Here is a 23480-nt window from a genome sequence, read left to right on the forward strand (position 1 = left end):
CAACTTCAACCACTTGCGCTTCAGATCTCTCGTCAGCGGGAGGCGAATAATACAGCTTTAAAATTCGTGGTCAACCCCCGCATGGAAATTCTTTTTCCTTACCGAAGAGCCCGTCCGGGCGGCACCGTCAGAAGGTGTACTTGAAACTCGTCATGAAGTTACGCGGCGCGCCATAAACACTCCAGCTGTCCGCATACGCATAGTAGCTACGATCAAACACGTTGTTCACATTCAGCGTGGCACTCAGGTTCTTGCTGATGTCGTACCGCGCCATCACATTGGTCAGCGCATAACTCCCCTGCTCGAACGTGTGCAGGTCCATCCCCGTCTTGCTCTGCCAGTTCACGCCGCCGCCCACGGTGACCTTGTCGAATACACCCGGCAGCCGGTAAGTGGTGAACGTCTTGAGACTATGCCGCGGGCTGGTCGTGACAATGCGCTGATCGTCCTGATTGGTGCTCACGCTGTACGCATACCCCGCTGACGCCTGCCAGCCCTCACTCAACTCACCGTTAAGCTCCAGCTCGACGCCTTTGGTGGTCGTGCCTTGTTCCAGGCGGTAGATATCCGGCGCTCGCACGTACACCGCCAAGTTGTCCTGGTCGATCTTGAACAGCGCCAGGCTGGCATTGAGTTTGTCGTCGTTGAAACTGCCTTTTACCCCAACCTCGTAGCCGGTACCTTCCTGCGGGTCGAGGGCTTTGTTGTTTTCGTCGTGAACGCCATAGGCCTGCGGGTTGAAGATTTTGGTGTAGCTGGCGTACACCGCCCACGTCTCGCTCAGGTCGTAGACAATTCCGGCGTAGGGCAGGAACACGCCGTTACGGGTTTCCTTGCTTTCGGTGTTCTGGGACGGGTCGGCGTAAACGCTGACTTCGTTGTTGCGCTTCCAGTCGGTGACACGGCTGCCTAGGATGACAGCAGTGTTGTCGGTGACATGGAATCGCGAGGTCAGGTAGGCGGCGTACTGGTTTTCTTCGATGTGCGTCTTGCCCACCGGCGTGGTGTCAGGGCGATTGGCGCCACTGCCATTCCAGTTGAAAATGTTGGGCACAGTGCCGTCGTAGCCGGTCCAGGAGCCGAACCAACCGCCGTGACTTGGGGTATTTTCGTTGTAGCGCGACATCGTGACGCCAGCGATCAACTCATGCTCGCGCCCAAACAGGCTGAAAGGGCCGGTAAAGTAGGCATCAAGGTTGTTCTGGCGCGGCGTGCCTGACCAGCGGTTTGGATATAGATAGGCGCCTTGCCCGGTGACCTGGTCGATATCACCATTCATATAGTTGATCAGTTCGTCGAATTCATTCTGGGTGTGGCTGACTTCCACTTTGCCACTCCAGCCGTTATCGAACTGGTGCTCTATAGATGTGAAGACGTTGGTCTGCTTGCGGTCGTTGTACGCCCAGTCCGGCGCGCTGTTGGCCGAACGGCTGAAGTTTGTGCGATTGCCATTGCTGTAGAACATCTGGAAGCCGGTGCGCAGCGGGTCGTTGACCTGGTTGTTGATGTAGCTGAAGCCCACCGTGAGCATGGTGGCGTCACTCAGGTCGAACTCGGAAATGCCGTACACCAGTTGCGAGTCGGTGTTGACGCGGTCGACCCAGGAGTTCTGCTTCTTATAGTCCACCACCAGGCGCCCACGAATATTGCCGCTGTCGTTCAAGGGCCCGGATACATCAAAACCGGTGCCATAACGGTCCCAACTGCCCGCCTCGCCAGTGATGCTGGCCTGGGCTTCGGCGGTCGGGCGCTTGCGGATCAGGTTGATGGTCGCTGAGGGCGTACCCGAACCGCTGATCAACCCGGTGGCGCCGCGCACCACTTCAACACGGTCGTACATCGCGGTGTTCTGGGTGGTGTTGTCCAACCGCGCCGAGGTGGGGACGCCATCGATTTCGAAGTTGTTGATCTGAAAACCACGGGACCAGTAAGTATCGTTCTCCGCGCCCACGCCGACGCGCAGCACAGTGATGCCCGGCGTCGCTTCCAGCACTTCGGTAAGGTTGGTGAGTTTCTGGTCGTCGAGGCGCTGGCGGGTGATCACCGTGAGCGATTGCGGGGTTTCTTTCTGGGTCAGGTTCAGCCGCGTCGAACTGCTGGACGAATACGTGGTGTACAAACCGGTGCCTTCGGTCGTCGAACCCGGCGCCATGCCGGAGATCGACACCGCGCCCAATTGCAAAGCCCCGCCCGCACCCGGCTGCAGTTGATAGCGCCCCTCGCCGGTCTGCACCACCGTCAGGTCACTCCCCGCCAATAGCGTTTGCAGCGCCTGGTCAACCGTGTAACTGCCGCGCAGCGCCGCACTGGTCTTGCCGGCGGTGAGCGCGGCATTGCCCGCCAGGTAGATGCCGGCCTGGGTGGCGAGTTGGTTGAGTTGGTCGGCCAGGGCACCGGCTGGCAGATCGTAGGTCTGCACGCTCGATTGTTCAGCGGCTACCGCCAGTGACGCCATGCTCAGGCTGGCGGGAATGGCCAAGGCAAACGCGATAGCCAGCGCCAAAGGTTGTGGTGCGTTACGCAGGAATGAGGACATAAAACAGTTCCGGTCGAAGGAGGCATCAAGCCGTTGTCCTTCTCTAATTCGAATGAGCAGCCAAAACCGGAAGCACGAGATGCAAAAAAATGTCAGCGCGCAACCACCGTGGTCCACCAGGCGAAGCGCCGCTCGATGCGCACGGGCAAGACCTGCTCAAGCATGGCCAGCACCTGATCGGTGTCTTGCAGTGGATAAGTACCCATCACCCGAAGGTGGGCGACCTGAGGGTCGATGCCCAGATGGCCATGTCGGTAGCTGGCCAGTTCACCAATGAAGTCCCCCAGCCGCATATCGTTCGCCATCAGCACGCCTTTTGACCAAGCCTCGCGCCCAGGTTGGGCACGTTGCGTTGCGGCCAGACGCTGTCGATCAAATAGAACGCCCTGCCCCGCCGATAGGACGCGGCGTTGATCAGTATCCCCACAGGCAGCCTCTACGCTGCCCTCGAACACACTGAGCAACGTGTGCCCGTCCAGCTCACGCACGCTGAAGCGCGTACCCAACGGACGCAAGCGGCCTTGGGGTGTTTGCACCACAAACGGTCGCCCGTCCTTGCCGGTGTTGATCAGGACTTCGCCACTATAGAGTTTCAACTCGCGCTGGCCCGCGCTGAAATTCACATCCAACGCCGTACCGCTGTTAAGCCAGATACGCGTCCCGTCAGCCAACCGTTGCTCGCCCAACACCGTGGTGCTGGTATGGAAATCCGTGTTCCAGCCCCCCGACAACCAGCGCTGTTGCCAGCCGGCCCAACCCAACAAAGTGCCGCCCATGAGCACCGACAACCCGCGCAACACTTGGCGCCGCGAACGCTGAGAATGCCGCAGACTCTCCAGCGTCTTGCTAACTCCCACGGCATCGTCCTGCAACGGCGCAAAGCGCTGGCCTACACGTGCGACATAGCTCCAGGCCAGCCGGTTGACGTCACTGAGGGCATGCCATTGACGCCAGGCCTCATGCAACGGCAACGCATCGGGCTCGGCACTCAGGCGGGCGAACCAGTCAGCGGCTTGTTGCAGGGTGGCGTGATCGAGGCCACCGGGGTTGGTGCTCATGACAAGGCACCCTCCAGTTCAGCCTCCAGCACCATGCACTGGAACATGGCCTGGCCAATATATTTGGTGACAGTGCGCTCGCTCACGCCAATCCGCAGCGCGATCTCGCGATAGTTCAAGCCCTCGATCTGAGCCAGGCAGAATGCCTCGGACACCTGGGGCGGCAAGCGATCAAGCATCGCCTGCAAATGCACCAGGGCCTCCAGCACCAATGCGCGATGTTCTTCCGAAGGCACACAGTCTTCAGGCCGGCTCGCCAACACCTCAAGCCAGGCCTGCTCTACCTGCTTGCGTCGGAAGAAATCCACACACACATTGCGCGACAACGTGCTGAGATACGCACGCGCATGTCCATCGCTGCCGAATTCACGCGGATGGCTCAACAACCTGACGAAGACATCGTGAGCCAGCTCGGCGGCATCACTGACATTGCCGAGTTTTCGGGCCAGCCAGCGCTGAATCCAGCCGTGATGGGCCGAATACAGGCTGCCAACACTGAAAGGTGCGGCGACGGGCTCGGGAAGCGGGGGCATACAAAGCCCTACGAATAAGAATTGTTCCCAATGGTAATGAGAAAAACTGGCCACTACAACGAGCAAAAGCCACCGCACTGCAACAGCAGGCGTGTAGCCCAGGTCTTTTTTTTCCGTCACAGAACAGGGATCATCGCCCTCCCCTACTCCCCCCAAAGACGCCGAGGAAGCGAAACCATGGAATTGACGCTGGAAGCGGTTGCGCTCTTTGCACTGAAGCTGGCGCACGAGACGGACGGCGGCAGCCCGGTTTTACGGGATGATCCGGTGATGGAGGGGTATGACCGCGAGGTGTTTGGGTTGTTGGTGCGGCAGGGGGATTTGGGCGGGATTCAGATGAAGCTCAATGAATGTCTGACGCTGGCGCTCGATTCCCTGGGTGGCGCCAATACCGTGATGGGCCGCGAACTGCACCGGCTGGCGGTGGATGCACACCAAGCGTCGACATTGGATGAACTCAACGCCCCGCTCGGCGCACTCAAGGACTATCTCAAAGCCGTCCTATAAAGCACAACTCACCGCCGCCCTTCCACCGCCATCCGCACCGCCAACCCCATCAACACCGACCCCATCAACCAACGTTGCACCACCTGCCACCCCGGCCGAGTGACGAAAAACACCGCGATGGAACCCGCCATCGTGGCAATCACCGCATTGACGCTCACACTGATAAAAATCTGCGTAAAACCCAGCACCAGCGATTGCGCCAGTACACTGCCGTGACCGTTGGGGTCGATGAATTGGGGCAGTAACGACAAATACATCACCGCCACCTTGGGGTTCAGCAGGTTGGTGACCAGGCCCATGGTGAACAGCTTGCGCGGGCTGTCCTTGGGCAAATCCCGCACCTGGAACGGTGAGCGCCCGCCCGGTCGGATCGCCTGCCAAGCCATATACGCCAGGTACATCGCCCCGCCGAAGCGCAGCGCGTCGTAGGCAAACGGCACTGCCATCACCAATGCAGTGATCCCCAGCGCCGCGCACAGCATATAAACCAGAAACCCCAGCGCCACGCCGCCCAATGAGATCAACCCGGCCGTGCGCCCCTGGCAGATCGAGCGGGAAATGAGGTAGATCATATTCGGGCCGGGTGTGAGCACCATGCCGAGTGAAATCAGCGCATAGGCCAACCAGTTGGACAGTTCAGGCATGATGGGGCTCCGTTTTTTGAAACATCTGGCCAAGGTTGCAAGGTTGGCCGCCATGGTAGGGCGTTCAAAATGCCCGCGTTAGATACAGATCCGCGAGCAAAACGGCATACACCCAAGAGGCAGGCCCATGATCGACTTCAACAACAAAGGTTTCTTCAAACTCAAGCAAAACAACGAATACGCTGAACGCGTCGCCGACCTGCTGCTGGACGGCGAAGACGTGGTGGATGCGTACAAGGCCATGCGTGATGGGGTGGTGTTTACCACCAAGCGGATTATCGCGGTGAATGTGCAGGGGATTACCGGAAGCAAGAAGGATTTCACGTCGCTTCCGTACAAGAACATCGTCGCGTATTCGGTGGAGACGTCCGGAACGTTTGACCTGGATTCGGAGTTGGAGATTTACTTTTCGTCGCTTGGGAAGGTGAAATTCGAATTTACCGGGAAGACCTCGATCGTCGAAATCTCGCGGTTGATTTCCAAGCACCTCTTGGGCTGATCAACAGGTAAAAAAAGACCTTGGCGTCCCAAGGTCTTCTTTACTGCAAACCCGAATTGAACAGATGCACCCTGCGTGGTTTGTCCGCAACAAATGAAAATCGCAGTCACCAAAATGGATCATCAGGCTGAGCCCATCACCCTTCTTCCGACACACATCCTCCAAGCACTACCTCACCACTCCCTTGCACCACCTTCGCCAGCAACAGCAATGAAACCAGCACACCTATGGCTCCCACCACCGGTAGAGCGCCCAACATCCCGGATTGAATTACCAATCCCCCCACGATTGCACCCGCCGCCATGCCGAACTGGATCATCGACGTGTAGAAACTGAAGATGATGCTGGTTGATTCTGGCGCCAGGCTGATCAGGCGCAATTGCAATGCAGGTCCCGAAGACCATGCGGACAAGGACCAGGTAATCAGCAGGACGCACATGGCCCAGGCGATGTGCCCGAAGAATGCAAACAGCGCCAACGTTGCGCAATGAATCAGCAGCCCGCCCAACAGGGTGAAGACATAGCCCGACTTATCGGTGAACCGGCCACCCAGTTGCGAACCGATGATGCTGGCCACGCCGCACACCAGCAGCATCACACTGATTTCGCCCTCGGCCATGTATGTAATGCCGGACAGGTACGGGGTGATATAGGAATAGATGATGGAAAACGCGCTGATCCAGAACAGCGTCATTACGTAGAGGATGGAAATCTGTTTGTTCTTGAATAGCTTGAGTTGCTGGATGAGTGGAATCGCTGTTTCGCCTTCGGTATTGGGAATCCAGAGTAGTACTGCGACCAACGAGAATAAAGTAAGCGCACCGATACCGACGAAAATGAACCGCCAATCCATGAGGCTGGAGATAACCCGCCCCAACGGGACACCGACCACCAAGGCCGCGCTGAAGCCCATGACGACAGTTGCGATAGCACTGGCCTTTTTACCCGGTGGCGCCAACAGTGCCGCCAGGGTCAACAGCACCACTTCCACCACGCCAGCGCTAAGGCCCGCGACTGCGCGGGCGACGTTGAGCAGGCTGTAGCTACTGAACGCCAGCATGATCACGTTGGACGCTGCGAACATGAGCATGAACAGGACCAACAGTTTTTTACGGTTCATGCGTGCTGTGAGGGTAATCACAATCGGTGTGCCAACGGCAAAGGCGATAGAGAACACCGTGATCATCTGGCCAATCACCGGGATCGGCAGCTTCAAGTCTTGGGAAATCAGCCCCAGGATCCCAGCGATGATGTATTCGGCCGTCCCCAGCAGAAAACTGATAAACGCGAGCAGGAAAATTCTCATGGCGTTAGACATATCAGCGATTTCCCACAGTTGACGAGTGGGAAGGTTTTCTCGAATCGAATGGGTTCTCGGTGTTCATTACGTCACCCTTGTGCCTGCCCCATGGCGGAGCTGATAGGAAATTTATTCAATTACTCAATTAGCTAATACACTAATCTTTTAGGCAAATAAAAACCTTTAAAACCGCGCCTTCATATCGTTTTCACCGCCTCCGCAAACGCGTCCATCACCCATGGAACACGCTTGAAATAGGTGAACTTGCCGACCCGTAGGGAGGTCAGGAAGCCCGCTTGCACCAGGACCTTCAGATGGGCTGACGCTGTGGGCGCGGAGATGCCCAGCTTTTCGGAGATGTACAGGCCGCAAACCCCCTCATGCTCATCAAACTCGCCTACGGCGAAGTGCAGTTTTGGCTCCTTGAGCAATTCAAGGATCTGCAACCGGTTTGGGTTGGCGAGGGCGTTGGTCTGGATCAGGATTGAAGTCATGGCGAAAAGATTAGTTTATTAGCTAATCGTTTGGCAACAAGAAATGGAAGGCCTCCGGAATGATTTCCCGCAGACTTTCCCACACGCCCTATCGAACAAAGCCAATATCTGCCACCGGCTCCCCCTCGTACGCTCACGCCTTCGCACAAGGAAGTGAGCCGAAATGTCAGAACGCGTTTACCCACCCACAGAAGAAGAGTTACGCAAGCGACGGATCCTGACCCCGCAGCCATCGCGTGTGCCGTACTCGCCATCTGTTGATTACTTCCAGGCATCCCCTGCCCCGCCACCCGCGACAGCCAAACCTCCCGGCAGGGTCTTTATCAAGCCCTGCCAACTGTCTGACGGCATCACTCACTACTTCAACCCAGCCGGTTATGTCCCGCTGGAGTTGATCAAGGAGTACAGCCATTTAAGCCTGTTGGGCGGGCGTGAAGTGGACAGCCGGGGGACGGTTGCCTTACGCAAGATCAGTGGTAGCGCTTTGCCTGCCGGGTTGGGGCAATTGGCATTGCGTTCGGCAGTTTTGGAGTCGGCGGCCACTGCAGTCGTGTCCGCTGCTGGTGGATTGTTGACAGGTTTGGTGGCGCTGGCTTGGCCATCGGAATTGGGCGATAGCGCGCTCTACAGCGAAGCGCAATTGCGCTCGATGCAACGGGCGCGTTCGCAGATGCGGCTGCATGTCGAGCAAAAGGAGGACGGCACGCTCAAGGGGTATGTTTTTTACACAGGCAACAACCCTGACTGGCAGATGATTGATGTGGTGCAGTTCCAACACCGTGGCGATCAGTTTGTGGCGGATTTGGGTGAGGGAGCGGAGCTGATCTGGACACCTGCCGTTGATCCAGGCGACGTGTTAGGTACTCCGGCGTTGGAGGCTGCGCCGCAAGCGCCAGTGATATGGATTTACCCGCCGACGGAGAAAGCGGCGCAGATTCTGGTGAACCCGATTTACCCGCCGGAGTATCGGGATTTCATTCTGGTATTTCCGGTGGAGTCAGGGGTTCGGCCGCTGTATGTGGTAATCAATAATCCAAGGAAAGGGCTCAAAAACCCAGACCATGATTACTTCCCTGCGCCCGAAATCGAAAACATAACAGGCTTCCCTGGTCTGATTCCCCAAAAACCTGTGACACCAAGAAGAGGTGGAGCCGGCTTACGTGAACGCTGGATAGACGCAAAAGGAAGAAAGATATTTGAATGGGACTCCAAGAAAGGCGAGCTGGAAGTCTATCGGAACAGTGATCTAGAACACCTTGGCGCGTTTGATCCTTACACCGCCGAACGTCGAGGCCCAGCGGACCCGAAACGTCGAATCTACAGATAACGAGGAACTCGGAAAATGGTGATGAAAATCAAATTACGATGGTACGAAAAGCACAGCAATGACTTAAAAGCGCATGAGTACTCAGCGGACATCGAAGATTCAGACGTCGTTTTTGAGGCGTTGGGTTTAGCTGAAGAAACTGCGATATATGCAGATGTATTCAACGTATTGCCTAAGTGGCTAGTGATTGTTCAACCGTACTTCCAACACATGATTGAACCCGACCACTTCGACTATCAAATCTCCTTCCGCTACCAAGGCGCCTGGCCACCACCTCCCAAGCAACCTAACAAGGAGTTTTGATGCAATGAGACCTGTACTGCAGAAGCACCTCCTCTACCGCTCAGTCAACACCCGAACCCATGGCGTACGCCACGGGAGTTGCGGCGCTTACCGGTGCGAACGCCACAGCAAAAAAGTACAGCGCACCCTATCAACTCGAGGCTCAATGCACAGCCACCATCAACACGGATTTGATTACACCCCACTATTCCGCTTCCTCCTATCCAAAGTCGGTCATCCCTGGGATCTGGTTTTCAGCGAAGCCAACGCCCGCCTGAATCGCCCGGAGCCGGTGTTCTGGATAGTTGCGCAACATGAAAGCGACAAGCATGACTACGTGAGAACAGATGAAAATAGCTACTACAGCGGCTTGTGTATCGACGAAGCCGGCCTGCTGCAAAAGGTCAATCCACAGCTGACGCCCGAGCAGATGAAACCCATTTGCGATGGCTACACCCACACCTTCAACGGTGTGGTATTCGCCCAGCCTTTACCACGCAAACGGAGGCAAACGCCCGCGTTCATCCCTCCTTCACCTCACTCCCCGCCCCCCCGATCAACACCCGACTCCCCGGATCCGTAATATCAAACACCTGCAGCGCACACGCCGCACGGTTGAGCAGGAACTGAAACTCCACCAAATACACCTTGGCCTTCTCCGGGCTGAACGTGCTCATCACCGGCCCGCAGCTGTAATAAGCCCCATTGCCCTGGCTTCTCGCCGAGCTGGACACGGTGAGTTTCTTGCCAGGGTCCGCCTGAATCTCCAACTGTGGAAACCGCTTGAACCCCGCACTCGCCACCGTTTGGTTCAGCTTGGCGATCCAGTTGAAGACCTTGCCTTCACCGGTATCCATCACAGTGCCGAGAGTTTCCAGGCGTTGGTCGGGGTCGCCTTCGCGGCGGATGGCGAACTCGACGGGGTTGGTGCCGCCGCTGGCCTTCATGATGACCTTGGCGTGCTCCGCATCTACGGCCACGGTTTTCTGGCGCAGTTGAATGCCGTCCTTGAGCAGGCTGGGCGATGAGTCGCGTTGGTTGGATTGGCAGGCGCCCAGCGCCAGGGCGAGGGAGAGCAGCGCGATTCGCTTCACGGGGGATGTCCTTATCGAGGTGAGAGTGAGTAATGACTGGACCCGCGTTTAAACAGAATGTTCCGCCACTATGCCGATTCGTTAAACACCAACTGCGCGCACAATCCACCTTGCTCACGGTTATGCAGTGCCAACCGACAGCCGATCTTGCTCACGATCATTTCGACAATCGCCAAGCCCAACCCCGCGCCATTGGCGTTGCCTCGACTGTAGAACCGCTCGAACAGGCGCCCCATTTCTGCCTCGTCAATGCCCGGCCCCTGGTCTTCCACGCTCAGGCAGTTGCTACCAATCACCACTTTCACCTCGCTGCCCGCTGGGGAGAAGTTGAGGGCATTGGTCACCAGATTTTGCAGCGCAATGGCCAGGGCCACGGGCTCGGTCTCGACCCAGCACTCCTCATTGCCTTCCAGCACCAGCTCCACGCCTTTTTCCATGGCCAACGGGGTCAATTCAGCCAACTCTTCGCGCACCAGTTCGGTGAGTTGCACGGAGATGCACTTGGGGTTGTTCAGTTGCGGTTCGATGCGGGCCATGGTCAGCAACTGGCTGCCGATGCGCGTGGCGCGGTCGACGCCGTTGACCAGAAAGTCCAAGGCTTCGCGGCGTTGCTCCGGTGTCTCGGCGCTTTGAGCGTTTTGCGCGTGGATGCGCAAGATCGCCAAGGGCGTGCGCAACTCATGGGCGGCGTCGGCGATGAAGCGGCGTTCACGCTCGAGTAAATCATCCACTTGGACCAGCAATCGGTTCAACGCGGTCTGCATCGGTTCCAGGTCGTTGGGCAACGGTTTGAGGTGCAGCGGCTGCAGCGTGTCAGTGTTACACCCGCGAATCGACAGGGCCATGGCCCGCAAGGGCTTGAGACCCCAGCCGATGACCAGCCAGATCAATAGCGTCAGCAGCGGCACGCCAATCAATGTCGGCCAAAGGGTGTGGCGCATGATGCGTTGGATCACGCCCTGGCGAATGTCATCGCGCTCGCCCACCCAAATCAGCAAGCCTTGCTGCGGGTCGGCGAGGAGGAAAGCGCACCAGTCGTTGCCATTGTCCATCAGGTCATGGGAGCCGAGGGTAGACGGCGGTGCCGACAACACCGGCGCTTCGGCGGAGCGCACCAACAGTTGGCCGTCCGTGCGCCATATCTGGAAGGTCAGCCGTGTTTCATAAGGATGGGCAACGCCCTCCTCGCCCACACGACTCATGGCCTGGTCAAACGCCTCGTGCAACCGGTCCCAGTCGGCGTCGCCGGGGTCGCGCTGGCGCAGTACACCTTGCAGCAGGCGGGCGCTTTGGGCGAGTTGGGCGTCGTAGACTTCTTCGATTTCGTGGTGACTGTCGCGCAGCACCAGCCAACTGATCAGGGCGTCGCCCAACAGGATCAGCACCAGCACCGGAATGAGGATGCGCCCACGCACCGAACTCATGGCGTGAGCACCAGCACATAGCCAACACCACGCACGGTGCGGATCAGCTCGGTGGATAACTTTTTGCGCAGGTTATGGATCAATACTTCCAACGTGTTGCTTTCCACCCGGTCCTGCCAGCCATACAGCGCACGGGACAAGCGCTCGCGGGTCACGACTTTGCCAGGGCGCACCATCAGTTGGTGCAGCAGTTGGTATTCCATCGGCGTCACGATGATTTCCGCGTCTTGGTAGCGCACTTGCTGGCTCGCCGGGTCAAGGCTGATGCCGGCGTGTTCCAGCAGCGGTTGCGCGCGCCCCTGGCTGCGGCGCAACAGAGCACGCACGCGGGCCTTGAGTTCTTCGACGTCGAAGGGTTTGACCAGATAGTCGTCGGCGCCAGCGTCCAGGCCAGCGATGCGCTCGGCAGTGCCGTCACGGGCGGTGAGAATCAGCACCGGTAAGTCGTGCTGCTCGGCACGCAGTTGCTGCAACAGGTCAAGACCATCCAGGCGCGGCAGACCGAGATCAAGCAGCAGTAAATCGAAGGACTCCGTACGCAGTGCATGCAGGGCGGCGACGCCATCTTGCAGCCAATCGAGGGTATAGCCTTCGGCCGCCAAGGCCACGCGAATCCCCTGGCCGAGGGCACGGTCATCTTCGACAAGGAGTAGTCGCATTGCTGATTCTCTGTAGGAAACGGCGAAATCATGCCGGGTTTTGCGGGGGTTACCCTGGCAAAGATGTTACGGCTCGTTGCCAACTAAGGTTGCACTAAGGTTGATTTTGCACTGTGAAACCTCCCACATTTGCTGAGAGCTTTTCCATGCGCAAAATTCTCCTGCTGTCCCTGATTCTCGCCAGCCCACTGGCCATCGCCGGCCCGCAGTGCACCACGGCCGAGCGCTCGCAGTGGCAAGACGAAAAAGCCTTCCAGGACAAGCTCAAGGCCGACGGCTACACCATCAGTAAGTTCAAGGTCACCGATGGCAATTGCTACGAGATCTACGGCTTCGACAAGGACAAGCGCAAGGTCGAGATCTACCACGATCCCGTCACCGGCAAAGCCGTAAAGACTGAGATCAAGGGCTGATGCCAGGCGAATCCCTGCGCCTGTGGGACCCGTTGGTGAGGCTGTTTCATCTGTCTATCGCCGGGGTCTTTGTCGCCAATTACTTCTTAAACGAAGCAGGCGACGACTGGCATGTCTGGCTGGGCTATTACGCCATGGCCTGGCTGCTGGTGCGTGTGGTGTGGGGATTTGTCGGGCCACGCAGTGCGCGTTGGGTGGACTTTTGGCCTACCCCCAAACGCCTGAATGCCCATGTGCGCTCACTGCTCAATGGCCGGCCGCAGCATCGCCTGGGCCACTCGCCGATTGGCGCGCTGGTGATGCTGTTGATGTTGCTGGCACTGCTGAGCATCGGTATCAGCGGTTTCCTGATGCAGGAAGTGGATGCCCTGTGGGGCGCCGACTGGCCGCTGCAAATCCACGAGACCGCTGCCGATGTGCTGCTGGGCCTGGTGTGTATCCACGTGCTGGCCGCGCTGTTTGAAAGTGCCCAGGTGCGCGACAACCTGCCGTTATCCATGCTCACCGGTCGCAGGAAGCGCCTGCCGGATGAACGTGCGCAGTAATCCTTTATCCACAGGTCTCCTATGCGCTCCGCCTTATTGATTTGCAGCCTGTTGGCGGTATTTTTTGCCGCCTGGCAAAGCCATCCGCCCCATGTGTTGGCGCCGTTTGCTCAGGCGACCCCGAATGCCGCTAAAGTGGCGGCAGCCCCGCAATACACCAGCCGGTTTGTGTCCACGCAGCTCACGGACTTTGTGCACTCTTCGTCCGTCACCGCCCTGCCCGGCGGCGACTTGATGGCGGTGTGGTTCGCCGGCTCGCGCGAAGGCGCCGCCGATGTACAAGTACGCACCGCGCGCTTCGATGCCCACAGCGGCGAATGGGGCGCCGAACAGGTACTGGCCACACGGGAAAGCACCCGCGACGGCACCCAGCGTTATATCCGCAAACTCGGCAACCCAGTGATCGCCCTGGCTCCGGATAAACGCCTGTGGATGTTTTATGTGTCGGTGTCCGTCGGTGGCTGGGCCGCCAGTGCGATCAATGTGATGGTCTCGGATGACCTCAGTGTCAACTGGTCGGCGCCAAGGCAATTGGTGACCTCGCCGTTCTTCAATATCAGCACCCTGGTACGCGCCGCGCCGGTGTTCCATGCCGACGGTTCCATCGGCCTGCCGGTGTATCACGAATTCATGGGCAAGTTTGCCGAGTACCTGTACTTGAGCGCCGACGGGGCCGTGATCGACAAGTTCCGTATCAGCCGCGGCAAGCATTCCCTGCAACCGACCATCGTCCCGCTGGACGGCCAGCGCGCCGTCGCGATGTTGCGTTACGCCGGAGACACTCATCACCGCGTATTGGCCAGCCGCACCCTTGATGCCGGGAAGACCTGGAGCGAGCCCTACCCGCTGGAGCCGGCCAACCCCAACTCATCGTTGGCCGCCGTCGGCACACAAGATGACGGTTTGCTGGTGGCGCTGAATGACCTGCAAGACGGCCGCTTCAAACTCAGCCTTTACGGTACCGACGCCCAGCTCAGCCAGTGGCGCACGGTGGTGCAGTTGGACCAGTCACCGGACCCGCTGGGCCAGGCCTTCTCGCCCGAGGCCTACAAGGCAATCATCGGCGAAGGCTTCCGCGCCTCCAGCGGCGCAAAACGCCTGCCCCTGGAACAACGCTTCCTCAGCAGCCTGGACTACCGCGTATGCAAACCCGCTGGCTGCGATTTCGAATACGAATACCCGTATTTCAGCCGCAGCCCAGACGGCACCTACCACTTGGTGTACTCGTGGAATAACACCTTTATCAAACATGTCAGCTTCAACGAAGCCTGGCTGGCGGAGCGTCTGTGATGGTTTCTGTGTGGCAGGCCCATTTGAGTTTTGTGTTGCTGGGGTTCGCGGTGTTGTGCGCATTGCGCTTCACCACGCCATGGCGGCCGTGGTTGCTGCCGGTGCTGGTGGCGGTGAGTTTTATCCCGATCAACGAGCTGCCATTGGCAGCGTATGTGCGCAGCTTTACCGATGACTTGGCGATCAGCACCTTGGTGTTGCTGGCGTGGGTGGGATTGTGCCGGCTGGGCTTGGTGCAGGCGGTCAATCGCCGCCATCAGGTTCAACTGCTCGCGCTGTTTGGGCTGCTGAGCCTGGCGCTGTACCCGGCCACGTTGGGGCTGACGTATTTCGATCCGTATCGCTGGGGGTTCAACCCTCGGCCGATGATTGTGCTGGTAGCGGTTGCGGCGCTGGTGATGCTGTGGCTACGCAATGCGCTAGCGGTGTGGATGTTGGCGCTGGGCACGCTGGCGTTCGCGCTGCGGCTGAAGGCGTCGGAAAACTATTGGGACTATCTGGTGGACCCACTTTTAGCGGGTTACTGCGTAGTAGCGGGATTAATGCAGTTCAAACTGTGGGAGCGGGCTTGCTCGCGAATGCGGTACATCCGTCAGAACAGCTTTGACTGACCGACCGCTTTCGCGAGCAAGCCCGCTCCCACAGTGGACTTGTGTCGTTTGAGAAATAGGGAAAGATCAATATGAGTGCGTTGCAATCACGCCGCTTGCGCTATGGCGTGGGCGCGATCGGGTTGGTGTTCGTGTTGCTGGCGGCTTTGCGCCTGGTGTTTTTAGTGGGTTTTTCCGGCCTGGCATTCAACACCCCGCAACTGTTGGAAACCCTGGGCATCGGCCTGCGCTTCGACCTGCGCCTGGCGGTGCTGATCTTGCTGCCGCTTGCGGTTTTGGCCTGGCTGCCACGTTGGAACCTCATCACACAGCACGCTCTGCGCTGGTTGGCACGCGGGTATCTGGTGGTCGCACTGGCCGTGGTAGGCCTCGTCTACATCATCGACTTTGGCCACTACGCCTACCTCGGCGTCCGCATCAACGCGACAGTGCTGCGCTACCTGCAAGACGCGCAGATATCTCAACAGATGGTGTGGGAAACCTACCCAGTGCTGTGGATAACCGCTTGCTGGCTGGCGGCCGTCGCGCTGTGGGTATGGGCGCTGGTGTGCCTGGAACGCCTGACCCTGGATCGCCCAAGCACCGTCATCGGCAAGTGGACGCTGGCATCGGTCTCGGTGATCGGTATTGTCGCGGTGCTACTTGCCCTGCTAGGCCGCGTCGCCAACCTGAACCTGGAAAACCCGGTGCCCCTGCGTTGGAGCGATGCGTTCTTCTCTGGCAATAGCCAGGTGGCCGCCGTGGGCCTGAACCCGGTGCTGTTCCTGTACGACACCCTCAAGGTCGGCCAGTCGCAATTCGATGAAGCCCAAGTGCGCGAGCATTACCCGCAAATCGCCCGCTACCTGGGGGTTGATCAGCCCGATGCGCAGCAACTGAATTTTATCCGCGAACAAGGCGTGCAACCCTACCGATTGGCCGGTGAGCGCCCGCCCAATGTGGTTTTCGTGATGCTCGAATCCCTCGGCACCAGTGCCGTCGGTGCCTATGGCAACCCGCTGAACCCCACGCCGAACCTGGACAAACTCGCCAGCCAGAGCTGGTTCTTCAAACACTTCTACGTACCCGTCACCGGCACGGCGAAGACTGTCTGGGCGAGCATCAGTGGCGTGCCGGACGTGACACGCCAGGAGACCGCCACCCGCAACCCGCTGATCACCCGGCAACACACGCTGATCAACGCGTTCGAGGGTTACCAGAAGTTCTACATGATCGGCGGCAACGCCGGCTGGGCGAACATCAATGCGCTGATCCGCCAGAGCATCGACGGCGTGCAGTTGTATGAAGAAAGCCACTGGCGTTCGCCTCGGGTAGACGTGTGGGGCATTTCCGACCTGGACCTGTTCAAGGAAGGCGACCAACTGCTGCGCGCCGTGCCCAAGGACCAACCGTTCTTCGCCTACCTGCAAACCTCCGGCAACCATCGTCCGTTCACCATCCCCAAGCAGAACGATGGGTTCCAGATAAAGGATGTGACTCTGGAACAGGTCCAGGCCGCCGGCTCGCGCAGCGTCGAGCAGTACAACGCGGTACGCCTGTTGGACTACAACATCGGCCGCCTGATGGAAATCGCCAAGGCCGGCGGCTGGTATGACAACAGCATTTTTGTGTTCTTTGGTGACCACAACACGCGCATCAGCCAGATCCCGCATATGGCGCCAGCGTTTGAGCAGCTGGGTTTGGAAAGTAACAACGTGCCGCTGCTGATCCACGCCCCCGGCCTGGAACCTCGGGTGGTTGAACAGGCCGTGGGCCTGGCTGACCTGCTACCTACCGTGGCGGGCATGGCCGGTATGCCGTTTCGCAACGGCGCGATGGGACGCGACATCCAGCAGCCCGCGCCTGAGGGCGAGCGCGTGGTGCCGCTGGTGTTGCGCGAAGGGACTTTTCCGATCATTGGCGGCGTAACAAAGGACTTCCTGTTGCAGATGCAGCACGACGGTAGTTCACCGACATTGCATGACCTGGCGTCGCAAACCCCGCGAGACGACGTGGCCGAACAACACCCCGAAGAGTTTCAACGCTTGCAGGGGCTGACCCGAGGACTGCATGAGAGTGCGCGGTTGATGCTGTTCAGAAACGTGCGCGAGTGATCATTTGGGCTGGAAGGTTTCCAAGTACGCCAGGATGTTTTCGATCTTCTCCTGATCACTGATGCCCCAGAAGATCATCCGCGTGCCACTTACCACCTTCTTCGGCGCCTCGATGTAGGCGGCGAGTTTGTCCCGGGTCCAGACCACGCCGGAGTTTTTCATCGCGTCGGAGTACTGATAGTCCGTGGTGGTCCCGGCGGGCCTTCCGATGATGCCGTTGAGCTCTGGCCCGAACCCACCTCGCGCACCTTCGCCGATGCTGTGGCAGCCGCCGCAGGTCTTGGTGAAGAGCTTGCCGCCGGCCTCGGCATCGCCGGCTGCGAAGGCGGGGCTCGCGTTGAGGACCAAGGCGAGGGTGAACACGGCGTACTTCATGGACGGCTCCACAACAGGTAGAGAGAGGATTATGCCTGTTTGTCCGGCCCCAATGGCCACTCAGGTCATGATTCACGTAGCAACGCAGCCCTCTAAACGACCACCCATCGCCTCAAACACATTCAATCGAACCTATATAGACGTGTTCTACTCCACCTTACTGAACCCTGATGGTGGAGTAAGGATCATGGCTCAGCCATCGATTTTAGTGTTGGAAGACGACGAGATCATTCGATCGTTAATGGTGGATGTACTGGAGGATTTCGGCGCGCTGGTGACGTCGTTTCCTTCAGCGGATGAAGGGATGATTTACCTGGAACGGGGCGATGACCCGGTGGACTTGATTGTCAGTGACATTCAGATGCCAGGTTTGCTCAACGGCTACGACTTGAGCCGGGTAGTGGCGCATCGTTGGCCAACCGTACCGGTGCTGCTCACCTCCGGCAACACTAAACTGGCCGCTCAGCTGGGAGGCTCCGTACGGTTTCTACCCAAACCGTGGAGTGCCGAAATTTTGCTGGAGTGTGTGCAAACAGCGCTGACCCAACAGGGGTCGTCCATGCACTGATAGCGTCACGACATCATTTATACCGAACTTCACGACACGCACTGCGGTCATTAATGAGCAAGGAGCGACTTTTCTGATCCGCTGGTCAGCCTTTTCGCCTTGTGCGTACAGAAGAAGGCTTTGAGGTGTGTAGAATCGTCGCCCATTTCCACGCGTCATTCATGGTCGAAAGGCCCACAGTTCGAGCTTATTGAATGCATTCACAGGCCCATGACGTTGGTGCGCCCTCATTGCTGGAAGCGTTGCGCACAGGCACGGCCCTACTGCATGTGGCGCTGGAAAAGCGTCTGCCGTTTTTCACCGAGCACCTGGATGCGGGCTGGTATCGGCGCCTTTTCCAGGCGTATTACGGTTTTTATGGCCCAGTCGAGTCAGCACTGTACGACAGTGGCTTGATTCCTGACGGCTACGACTGCGCGTTGCGTGTGAAAACGCCGACGCTGGTCAGTGATCTCAAGGCCTTGGGCCTGGATGACCGAGCTGTCGACACCCTGCCCCGTTGCCTTGAACTCCCCACGTTCGACACCCCCGCTGCCTGCCTGGGCGCCTTGTATGTACTCGAAGGCGCGACCCTGGGCGGCCAAGTACTGCGCCGGGAAATGACCCAGCGCTTGAACGTGAATGCCGACAACGGCGGTGCGTTTCTCAATATCTACGGGGTAGAGACCGGCCGACGCTGGAAAGACTTTCTTGATTACCTGGGCGACCAGCCACTGGACGCGCCAGCCAAACAGCGCGCAGTGGACGCTGCCCGATCAACATTCAGCTGCTTTGAGCAATGGCTCGACAGCCAGGAGGTACTGCTATGAAACCCGAAGATTTTGAAGAGCTGCTTGCCAACTGTGCCGACGAGCCCATCCGTTTCCCCGGCGCCATCCAACCCCACGGTGTTCTGCTGACGTTGTCGGAGCCGGACCTGAACATCATCCAGGTCAGCGCCAACGTCGCCACTTTGTTCGGCCATGCCGCCGAGGCGTTGCTGGGCCAGCCACTGCACACGCTGGTAGGCGCAGAGCGCGCCAAGGCGGTTGCCGACATGGCGCAAAACAATACGTTTTTCGATGCGCCACCCTTGCATGTCACGTTTAACGGCGCGGAATTCGAAGGCCTGCTGCATCGCCATCAGCAGGTGCTGGTGCTGGAGTTCGAACCGCTGCTCAAGGATTTCCGCCCACGGGCGCTGAATGGTCGCACCAGTGACCTGGGCAAAATGCTGCAGCGTTTGCAGTCGGCGAAAACCCTGCAAGCGCTATACGAAATCAGCGTGAATGAAATCCAGGCCATGACTGGGTACGACCGGGTACTCATCTATCGCTTTGAAGACGAAGGCCATGGCCAAGTGATCGCCGAAGCGTCGGCGCCGTCCATGGAGCTGTTCAACGGGCTGTTCTTCCCTGCGTCCGACATCCCGGAGCAAGCCCGTGAGCTGTATCGCACCAATTGGCTACGCATCATCCCGAACGCGGCCTACGAGCCCGTGCCCCTGCTGCCCAAGCTGCGCCCGGACACCGGTCAACCCCTGGATTTGAGCTTCGCCACCCTGCGCAGCGTGTCGCCGATTCATTGCCAGTACATGCAGAACATGGGCGTGTTGTCGTCCATGAGTATCTCGCTGATGAAGGGCGACAAACTGTGGGGCCTGATCAGTTGCGGCAACCGTGAGCCGCTGCTGGTGCCTAATGATCTGCGTACGGCCTGCCAGACCATCGGCCAGGTGTTGTCGTTGCAGATCAGCGCCATGGAAGCCCTGGATCTGAGCCGTCAGCGTGAAGAGAAAGTCGAGGCCCTGGCCTTGCTCGATCAAGCGATGAAGCGCTCGGAAGCAAACGTGTTCGACGGCCTGGCACAGCAAGGTCAGTTGCTGATGGACCTGACCCTGTCCGGCGGCGTAGCGATCATCGAAGACAAGCAACTGCACCGCTACGGTAACTGCCCGGAGCCGGCGCAGATCCGTGCCTTGCACAAGTGGCTGCAAGAAGGCGGCGAGCCGGTGTTCTCCAGCCATAACCTGTCGTCGGTGTACCCGCCGGCCGCCGAGTTCCAGCAGGTAGCCAGTGGGGTGCTGGCGATGAGCCTGCCCAAGCCTGTGGATAACGGCGTGCTGTGGTTCCGCCCGGAAGTGAAAGAGAACATCAACTGGAGCGGCGACCCGAAAAAGCCGCTGGACCTGGAAAACTCCGACGCAGGCCTGCGCCTTCGCCCACGCACCTCATTTGAAATCTGGAAAGTGGAAATGGCCGGCATCTCCACCAAGTGGAGCCATGGCGATCACTTTGCCGCCAACGATCTGCGCCGCTCGGCCCTGGAAAACGACCTGGCCCGCCAAGTGCTGCGCGAGCAACAAGCCGTGCGCGCCCGCGATGAGCTGGTGGCGGTGGTGTCCCACGACCTGCGCAACCCGATGACGGTGATCTCGATGCTGTGCGGCATGATGCAGAAGGCCTTCAGCTCTGACGGCCCACACACATCGCGACGGATTTCCTCGGCCATCGACACCATGCAGCAGGCCGCCGGGCGCATGAATGTGCTGCTGGAAGACTTGCTCGACACCTCGAAAATCGAGGCCGGGCGTTACGTAGTGCGGCCAGTGATCCTGGACGTGAGCCAGATCTTTGACGAGGCCTACTCGTTGCTGGCGCCCCTGGCGATGGAGAAAGGCATCGATCTGTCGTTCAACGCCGAACCGGGCCTGCAAATCAATGCCGACCCGGAGCGTCTGTTCCAGGTGCTGTCGAACCTGATCGGCAATGCCATCAAGTTCACCCCGCGCCAGGGCAACATCGGTATCAGTGCCATGAGCAATGGCGAAGAAATCGTGTTCTCGGTGCGTGACTCCGGTGAAGGTATTGCACCGGAACAACTGCCTCACGTGTTCGATCGCTACTGGACTCAAGCGGAAAATAATCCGACCGGCAGCGGGTTAGGACTGTACATCACGCAAGGCATCGTCCAGGCCCATGGCGGCAAGATCGTTGCCGAGAGTGAGGTGGGTCGCGGCAGTGAGTTCCGGTTCACGGTGCCAAAGGTGATTGACGACTCGCATACCTGACGGACCTTGGGCTAAACAGGTAACACCACCACCGCCTCCAACCCTCCCCCCTGGCGCTCGGCCAGGGTCAAGGTGCCGCCATGTTCCAGCACAATCGCCCGAGCGGTGGAGAGCCCCAAGCCGACACCGCCCGTGCTTTTGTTGCGTGACCCTTCAAGGCGATAGAACGGCAGAAACACCTGTTCACGATGCTCAACGGGAATGCCTGGCCCGCGATCGAGAACGCGAACCACCACCTCTCCATTCCTCTGCTGCAACTCAATGTCCGGCGCGGTGCCGTAGTGAATCGCGTTGTCCATCAGGTTGGTCATCACACGCTTGAGGCCCAATGGGCGACCGAAATACACCAGGCGCGGCGGGCCGCGAAAGGTCAGGTCAATGGCCTGGTCGCGGTAGTCGTCGATCAGGGTTTGCAGCAATTCCGCGAGGTCCAGTTGGGTGGCTTGTTCCAGGCGAGCATCGTCGCGGAAGAATTCCAGCGCGGTGTTGATCATGGCCTGCATTTCATCCACATCGCGAAACAGCTTTTGCTGCTGATCAGCATCCTCGATGAACTCCCCGCGCAGGCGCAGGCGGGTCAACGGCGCACGCAGGTCGTGGGAAATGGCCGCGAGCATTTGGGTGCGGTCCTGGATGAAATGCCGCAACTGCGCCTGCATGCTGTTGAAGGCGAGGATCGCCTGGCGGATTTCGTGCGGGCCGACCGGCTCGATGGGCGGTGCCCGAAAGTCCGCACCAAAGCGCCGCGCGCCTTGAGTGAAGTGCTGCAGAGGGCGGGCCAGGCGGCGAGTCGCGACCAGGGTGACCAGCGCGGTCGAGATCAGCACCAGCAGCACCACGATCAGGCTACGTGCACCATCGTCCAGCCCCCAACTGCGCGACGGCGCGCTGAACATCAGCCAGGAGCGGTCAGCTAGTTGCACCAGCAGCGCATAGCGGCCGTTGCCGCCAGGCCAGTCAGACGGTTCATAGGCTTCCATCGGACGAGGTGGCCCTTGGAGCAGATGCTTGAACGCCTGCTCGCCCGAGTGAAAATCAGGGTCGGCCAGAACGGGTAACCCCAATGCCTGGCGCTGCGCGGCCCAGGTCACCCTGAACGCTTCGTCACCTACCGCTTGGGCCAGACGTGAACGCTGCGACAGGTCGGAGGCCTCGACCACGCGCACGACCACGGCGATCCTTTCCAACAACCCGATTTCAGTCAGCGGTGGTCGCGCCCACACACCTGCCATTTGCACAAACAACGCGTTGAAAGCCAATGCAGTCAACATCGCAATCAAGATGGTCAGGGCGATCCAGCGCGCCACAGTATCGCGTGGGCGCCTCATGAGCGGGTCACGCTGGCGGTAAATTGGTAGCCACCGTTGCGCACCGTGCGAATCATCGCCGGGCGCTTGGTATCGAATTCCAGCTTGCGCCGCAGGCGGCTCACTTGTACGTCGATGCTGCGGTCGAACGCGTCGTGGCTGTGACCACGCGCCAGGTTCAGCAGTTGTTCGCGACTGAGCACCCGTTGCGGGTGCTCGACAAACACCAGCAGCAGGTCAAACTCGCCGGATGACAATGGGATCATCACCTGATCGGGCGAGCGCAATTCGCGGCGCGTGAGGTCCAGTTGCCAGCCGGCAAAACGGATCAGCGGGCGCGCGGCATCGCCCAAGGGCGGCCGGCTCTCCCCCGCCCGGCGCAACACCGCGCGCACTCGGGCCAGCAATTCGCGCGCGTCGAAAGGCTTGCTCAGGTAATCATCGGCGCCCATTTCCAGGCCCACCACGCGGTCGCTGAGTTCACCCATGGCGGTGAGCATGATCACTGGCGTGGCGTATTGCTGGCGCAAGCGCTGGCACAGCAGCAGGCCGTTGTCGCCGGGGAGCATCAGGTCGAGGATGATCAGGTCGGCGGGCTGGCGCTCCATGGCCGCCCACAGCTCGATGCCACTGGCCACGGTCTCGACCGCATAGCCGTGCTGCAGGAAAAATTTCTTCAGGAGGGCGAGGACTTCAAGGTCATCGTCCACGATCAACAGGTTGCTCACCGACGGTCTTCACTGGGCTGGGACAAGGTGCCATCTAAAACCATTCGGCGCGGCGCGTCATATATTTCAACCGTGCAATAAAGCGTCAACGCCGCAATAAACCAGACATCTTTGCGCAAGACCGCAATGCCAGCATCGGCTTCC

The 23480-nt window shown here is 59.2% G+C and carries 25 protein-coding genes; 13 read left to right on the plus strand and 12 right to left on the minus strand.

Annotation, left to right across the window (positions count from 1 at the left end; genetic code table 11):
• Positions 1-127 precede the first annotated feature (127 nt).
• From HX793_RS19850 to HX793_RS19860, 3 genes are all read right to left on the minus strand, one after another.
• Complete coding sequence (locus HX793_RS19850; RefSeq protein ID WP_177096899.1) at positions 128-2536, minus strand: TonB-dependent siderophore receptor; 2409 nt, start codon at positions 2534-2536, stop codon at positions 128-130.
• A 92-nt stretch (positions 2537-2628) separates the two neighbouring features.
• Positions 2629-3594, minus strand: coding sequence for a FecR domain-containing protein (locus HX793_RS19855; protein ID WP_177052246.1), 966 nt, complete (start codon positions 3592-3594; stop codon positions 2629-2631).
• Complete coding sequence (locus tag HX793_RS19860; protein WP_177052247.1) at positions 3591-4127, minus strand: sigma-70 family RNA polymerase sigma factor; 537 nt, start codon at positions 4125-4127, stop codon at positions 3591-3593. The genes HX793_RS19855 and HX793_RS19860 overlap by 4 nt, the downstream gene beginning before the upstream one ends.
• Positions 4128-4304: 177 nt before the next feature.
• Here HX793_RS19860 and HX793_RS19865 point away from each other — a divergent pair, with 177 nt between their 5' ends.
• Positions 4305-4634 (plus strand): hypothetical protein, encoded by a 330-nt coding sequence (locus HX793_RS19865; protein WP_177052248.1) that lies wholly within the window; start codon positions 4305-4307, stop codon positions 4632-4634.
• A gap of 8 nt (positions 4635-4642) precedes the next feature.
• On the opposite strand, the gene HX793_RS19870 is transcribed toward HX793_RS19865, so the two are convergent.
• Positions 4643-5278 (minus strand): LysE family translocator, encoded by a 636-nt coding sequence (locus tag HX793_RS19870; RefSeq protein ID WP_095013466.1) that lies wholly within the window; start codon positions 5276-5278, stop codon positions 4643-4645.
• Positions 5279-5405: 127 nt separating this feature from the next.
• On the opposite strand from HX793_RS19870, the gene HX793_RS19875 reads away from it, so the two are divergent.
• Positions 5406-5777, plus strand: coding sequence for a PH domain-containing protein (locus HX793_RS19875; RefSeq protein WP_177052249.1), 372 nt, complete (start codon positions 5406-5408; stop codon positions 5775-5777).
• 136 nt (positions 5778-5913) lie between these two features.
• Here the strand turns inward: HX793_RS19875 and HX793_RS19880 are convergent, their stop codons facing one another.
• Together HX793_RS19880 and HX793_RS19885 are read right to left on the minus strand one after the other, a co-directional pair.
• A complete protein-coding gene (locus tag HX793_RS19880) occupies positions 5914-7095 on the minus strand; it encodes an MFS transporter (protein WP_177096897.1) in 1182 nt (393 codons plus the stop codon).
• Between the two features lie 179 nt (positions 7096-7274).
• Positions 7275-7571: an ArsR/SmtB family transcription factor gene (locus HX793_RS19885; protein WP_177096894.1), complete on the minus strand. Its 297-nt coding sequence runs from the start codon at positions 7569-7571 to the stop codon at positions 7275-7277.
• 163 nt (positions 7572-7734) lie between these two features.
• Here HX793_RS19885 and HX793_RS19890 point away from each other — a divergent pair, with 163 nt between their 5' ends.
• The 3 genes from HX793_RS19890 (at position 7735) to HX793_RS19900 (ending at position 9763) form a co-directional block, all read left to right on the plus strand.
• Positions 7735-8898 (plus strand): S-type pyocin domain-containing protein, encoded by a 1164-nt coding sequence (locus tag HX793_RS19890; protein ID WP_177096893.1) that lies wholly within the window; start codon positions 7735-7737, stop codon positions 8896-8898.
• Positions 8899-8913: 15 nt separating this feature from the next.
• Positions 8914-9201 carry a colicin E3-like toxin immunity protein gene (locus tag HX793_RS19895; RefSeq protein WP_177052252.1) on the plus strand — a complete coding sequence of 96 codons (288 nt, stop codon included), beginning with the start codon at positions 8914-8916 and terminating at the stop codon, positions 9199-9201.
• Positions 9202-9346: 145 nt separating this feature from the next.
• Positions 9347-9763, plus strand: coding sequence for a hypothetical protein (locus HX793_RS19900; RefSeq protein ID WP_306790383.1), 417 nt, complete (start codon positions 9347-9349; stop codon positions 9761-9763).
• On the opposite strand, the gene HX793_RS19905 is transcribed toward HX793_RS19900, so the two are convergent.
• The 3 genes from HX793_RS19905 to HX793_RS19915 all read right to left on the minus strand — a co-directional run bounded on the left by HX793_RS19905 (position 9702) and on the right by HX793_RS19915 (position 12357).
• Complete coding sequence (locus tag HX793_RS19905; RefSeq protein ID WP_177052253.1) at positions 9702-10274, minus strand: hypothetical protein; 573 nt, start codon at positions 10272-10274, stop codon at positions 9702-9704. The two genes, HX793_RS19900 and HX793_RS19905, sit on opposite strands and share 62 nt — an antisense overlap.
• A gap of 68 nt (positions 10275-10342) precedes the next feature.
• On the minus strand, positions 10343-11698 hold the full coding sequence (locus HX793_RS19910; RefSeq protein WP_177096890.1) for a sensor histidine kinase: 1356 nt from the start codon (positions 11696-11698) through the stop codon (positions 10343-10345).
• Positions 11695-12357 carry a response regulator gene (locus tag HX793_RS19915; RefSeq protein WP_016979618.1) on the minus strand — a complete coding sequence of 221 codons (663 nt, stop codon included), beginning with the start codon at positions 12355-12357 and terminating at the stop codon, positions 11695-11697. The genes HX793_RS19910 and HX793_RS19915 overlap by 4 nt, the downstream gene beginning before the upstream one ends.
• 146 nt (positions 12358-12503) lie before the next feature.
• Between HX793_RS19915 and HX793_RS19920 the strand changes: the two genes are divergently transcribed.
• From HX793_RS19920 to HX793_RS19940, 5 genes are all read left to right on the plus strand, one after another.
• The gene (locus HX793_RS19920) at positions 12504-12770 is read left to right on the plus strand and encodes a PepSY domain-containing protein (protein ID WP_016979619.1); all 267 of its coding nucleotides are present in this window, start codon (positions 12504-12506) and stop codon (positions 12768-12770) included.
• On the plus strand, positions 12770-13315 hold the full coding sequence (locus tag HX793_RS19925) for a cytochrome b/b6 domain-containing protein (RefSeq protein WP_177052255.1): 546 nt from the start codon (positions 12770-12772) through the stop codon (positions 13313-13315). Before HX793_RS19920 ends, HX793_RS19925 begins: the two co-directional genes overlap by 1 nt.
• A gap of 21 nt (positions 13316-13336) precedes the next feature.
• Positions 13337-14605 (plus strand): sialidase family protein, encoded by a 1269-nt coding sequence (locus tag HX793_RS19930; protein WP_178905533.1) that lies wholly within the window; start codon positions 13337-13339, stop codon positions 14603-14605.
• Entirely contained in the window at positions 14605-15216 is a 612-nt protein-coding gene (locus HX793_RS19935; protein WP_016979622.1) for a hypothetical protein, read from the plus strand. The genes HX793_RS19930 and HX793_RS19935 overlap by 1 nt, the downstream gene beginning before the upstream one ends.
• 71 nt (positions 15217-15287) lie before the next feature.
• Positions 15288-17309 (plus strand): LTA synthase family protein, encoded by a 2022-nt coding sequence (locus HX793_RS19940; protein WP_177059953.1) that lies wholly within the window; start codon positions 15288-15290, stop codon positions 17307-17309.
• Here the strand turns inward: HX793_RS19940 and HX793_RS19945 are convergent, their stop codons facing one another.
• Positions 17310-17684 carry a c-type cytochrome gene (locus HX793_RS19945; RefSeq protein WP_016979624.1) on the minus strand — a complete coding sequence of 125 codons (375 nt, stop codon included), beginning with the start codon at positions 17682-17684 and terminating at the stop codon, positions 17310-17312.
• A gap of 187 nt (positions 17685-17871) precedes the next feature.
• Between HX793_RS19945 and HX793_RS19950 the strand changes: the two genes are divergently transcribed.
• The 3 genes from HX793_RS19950 to HX793_RS19960 all read left to right on the plus strand — a co-directional run bounded on the left by HX793_RS19950 (position 17872) and on the right by HX793_RS19960 (position 21301).
• Positions 17872-18252, plus strand: a complete 381-nt coding sequence (locus HX793_RS19950) for a response regulator (RefSeq protein WP_016979625.1) — start codon at positions 17872-17874, stop codon at positions 18250-18252.
• Between the two features lie 194 nt (positions 18253-18446).
• Positions 18447-19061: a biliverdin-producing heme oxygenase gene (locus HX793_RS19955; RefSeq protein WP_177052258.1), complete on the plus strand. Its 615-nt coding sequence runs from the start codon at positions 18447-18449 to the stop codon at positions 19059-19061.
• Positions 19058-21301: an ATP-binding protein gene (locus tag HX793_RS19960; protein ID WP_177059949.1), complete on the plus strand. Its 2244-nt coding sequence runs from the start codon at positions 19058-19060 to the stop codon at positions 21299-21301. Before HX793_RS19955 ends, HX793_RS19960 begins: the two co-directional genes overlap by 4 nt.
• An 11-nt stretch (positions 21302-21312) precedes the next feature.
• Here HX793_RS19960 and HX793_RS19965 read toward each other — a convergent pair whose 3' ends face one another.
• Positions 21313-22629, minus strand: a complete 1317-nt coding sequence (locus tag HX793_RS19965) for a sensor histidine kinase (RefSeq protein WP_177059938.1) — start codon at positions 22627-22629, stop codon at positions 21313-21315.
• Positions 22626-23336 carry a response regulator gene (locus tag HX793_RS19970; protein ID WP_016979629.1) on the minus strand — a complete coding sequence of 237 codons (711 nt, stop codon included), beginning with the start codon at positions 23334-23336 and terminating at the stop codon, positions 22626-22628. Before HX793_RS19970 ends, HX793_RS19965 begins: the two co-directional genes overlap by 4 nt.
• Positions 23337-23480: the final 144 nt, after the last annotated feature.

The organism is Pseudomonas reactans, from assembly GCF_013387025.1.
Lineage (GTDB): Bacteria > Pseudomonadota > Gammaproteobacteria > Pseudomonadales > Pseudomonadaceae > Aquipseudomonas > Aquipseudomonas reactans.

Excerpts from the sequence above, each read along its gene's own strand:
- HX793_RS19850 (WP_177096899.1), bottom strand. The coding sequence starts at position 2,536 with ATGTCCTCATTCCTGCGTAACGCACCACAACCTTTGGCGCTGGCTATC.
- HX793_RS19855 (WP_177052246.1), bottom strand. The coding sequence starts at position 3,594 with ATGAGCACCAACCCCGGTGGCCTCGATCACGCCACCCTGCAACAAGCC.
- HX793_RS19860 (WP_177052247.1), bottom strand. The coding sequence starts at position 4,127 with ATGCCCCCGCTTCCCGAGCCCGTCGCCGCACCTTTCAGTGTTGGCAGC.
- HX793_RS19865 (WP_177052248.1), top strand. The coding sequence starts at position 4,305 with ATGGAATTGACGCTGGAAGCGGTTGCGCTCTTTGCACTGAAGCTGGCG.
- HX793_RS19870 (WP_095013466.1), bottom strand. The coding sequence starts at position 5,278 with ATGCCTGAACTGTCCAACTGGTTGGCCTATGCGCTGATTTCACTCGGC.
- HX793_RS19875 (WP_177052249.1), top strand. The coding sequence starts at position 5,406 with ATGATCGACTTCAACAACAAAGGTTTCTTCAAACTCAAGCAAAACAAC.
- HX793_RS19880 (WP_177096897.1), bottom strand. The coding sequence starts at position 7,095 with ATGTCTAACGCCATGAGAATTTTCCTGCTCGCGTTTATCAGTTTTCTG.
- HX793_RS19885 (WP_177096894.1), bottom strand. The coding sequence starts at position 7,571 with ATGACTTCAATCCTGATCCAGACCAACGCCCTCGCCAACCCAAACCGG.
- HX793_RS19890 (WP_177096893.1), top strand. The coding sequence starts at position 7,735 with ATGTCAGAACGCGTTTACCCACCCACAGAAGAAGAGTTACGCAAGCGA.
- HX793_RS19895 (WP_177052252.1), top strand. The coding sequence starts at position 8,914 with ATGGTGATGAAAATCAAATTACGATGGTACGAAAAGCACAGCAATGAC.
- HX793_RS19900 (WP_306790383.1), top strand. The coding sequence starts at position 9,347 with ATGCACAGCCACCATCAACACGGATTTGATTACACCCCACTATTCCGC.
- HX793_RS19910 (WP_177096890.1), bottom strand. The coding sequence starts at position 11,698 with ATGAGTTCGGTGCGTGGGCGCATCCTCATTCCGGTGCTGGTGCTGATC.
- HX793_RS19915 (WP_016979618.1), bottom strand. The coding sequence starts at position 12,357 with ATGCGACTACTCCTTGTCGAAGATGACCGTGCCCTCGGCCAGGGGATT.
- HX793_RS19920 (WP_016979619.1), top strand. The coding sequence starts at position 12,504 with ATGCGCAAAATTCTCCTGCTGTCCCTGATTCTCGCCAGCCCACTGGCC.
- HX793_RS19925 (WP_177052255.1), top strand. The coding sequence starts at position 12,770 with ATGCCAGGCGAATCCCTGCGCCTGTGGGACCCGTTGGTGAGGCTGTTT.
- HX793_RS19930 (WP_178905533.1), top strand. The coding sequence starts at position 13,337 with ATGCGCTCCGCCTTATTGATTTGCAGCCTGTTGGCGGTATTTTTTGCC.
- HX793_RS19935 (WP_016979622.1), top strand. The coding sequence starts at position 14,605 with ATGGTTTCTGTGTGGCAGGCCCATTTGAGTTTTGTGTTGCTGGGGTTC.
- HX793_RS19940 (WP_177059953.1), top strand. The coding sequence starts at position 15,288 with ATGAGTGCGTTGCAATCACGCCGCTTGCGCTATGGCGTGGGCGCGATC.
- HX793_RS19945 (WP_016979624.1), bottom strand. The coding sequence starts at position 17,684 with ATGAAGTACGCCGTGTTCACCCTCGCCTTGGTCCTCAACGCGAGCCCC.
- HX793_RS19950 (WP_016979625.1), top strand. The coding sequence starts at position 17,872 with ATGGCTCAGCCATCGATTTTAGTGTTGGAAGACGACGAGATCATTCGA.
- HX793_RS19955 (WP_177052258.1), top strand. The coding sequence starts at position 18,447 with ATGCATTCACAGGCCCATGACGTTGGTGCGCCCTCATTGCTGGAAGCG.
- HX793_RS19960 (WP_177059949.1), top strand. The coding sequence starts at position 19,058 with ATGAAACCCGAAGATTTTGAAGAGCTGCTTGCCAACTGTGCCGACGAG.
- HX793_RS19965 (WP_177059938.1), bottom strand. The coding sequence starts at position 22,629 with ATGAGGCGCCCACGCGATACTGTGGCGCGCTGGATCGCCCTGACCATC.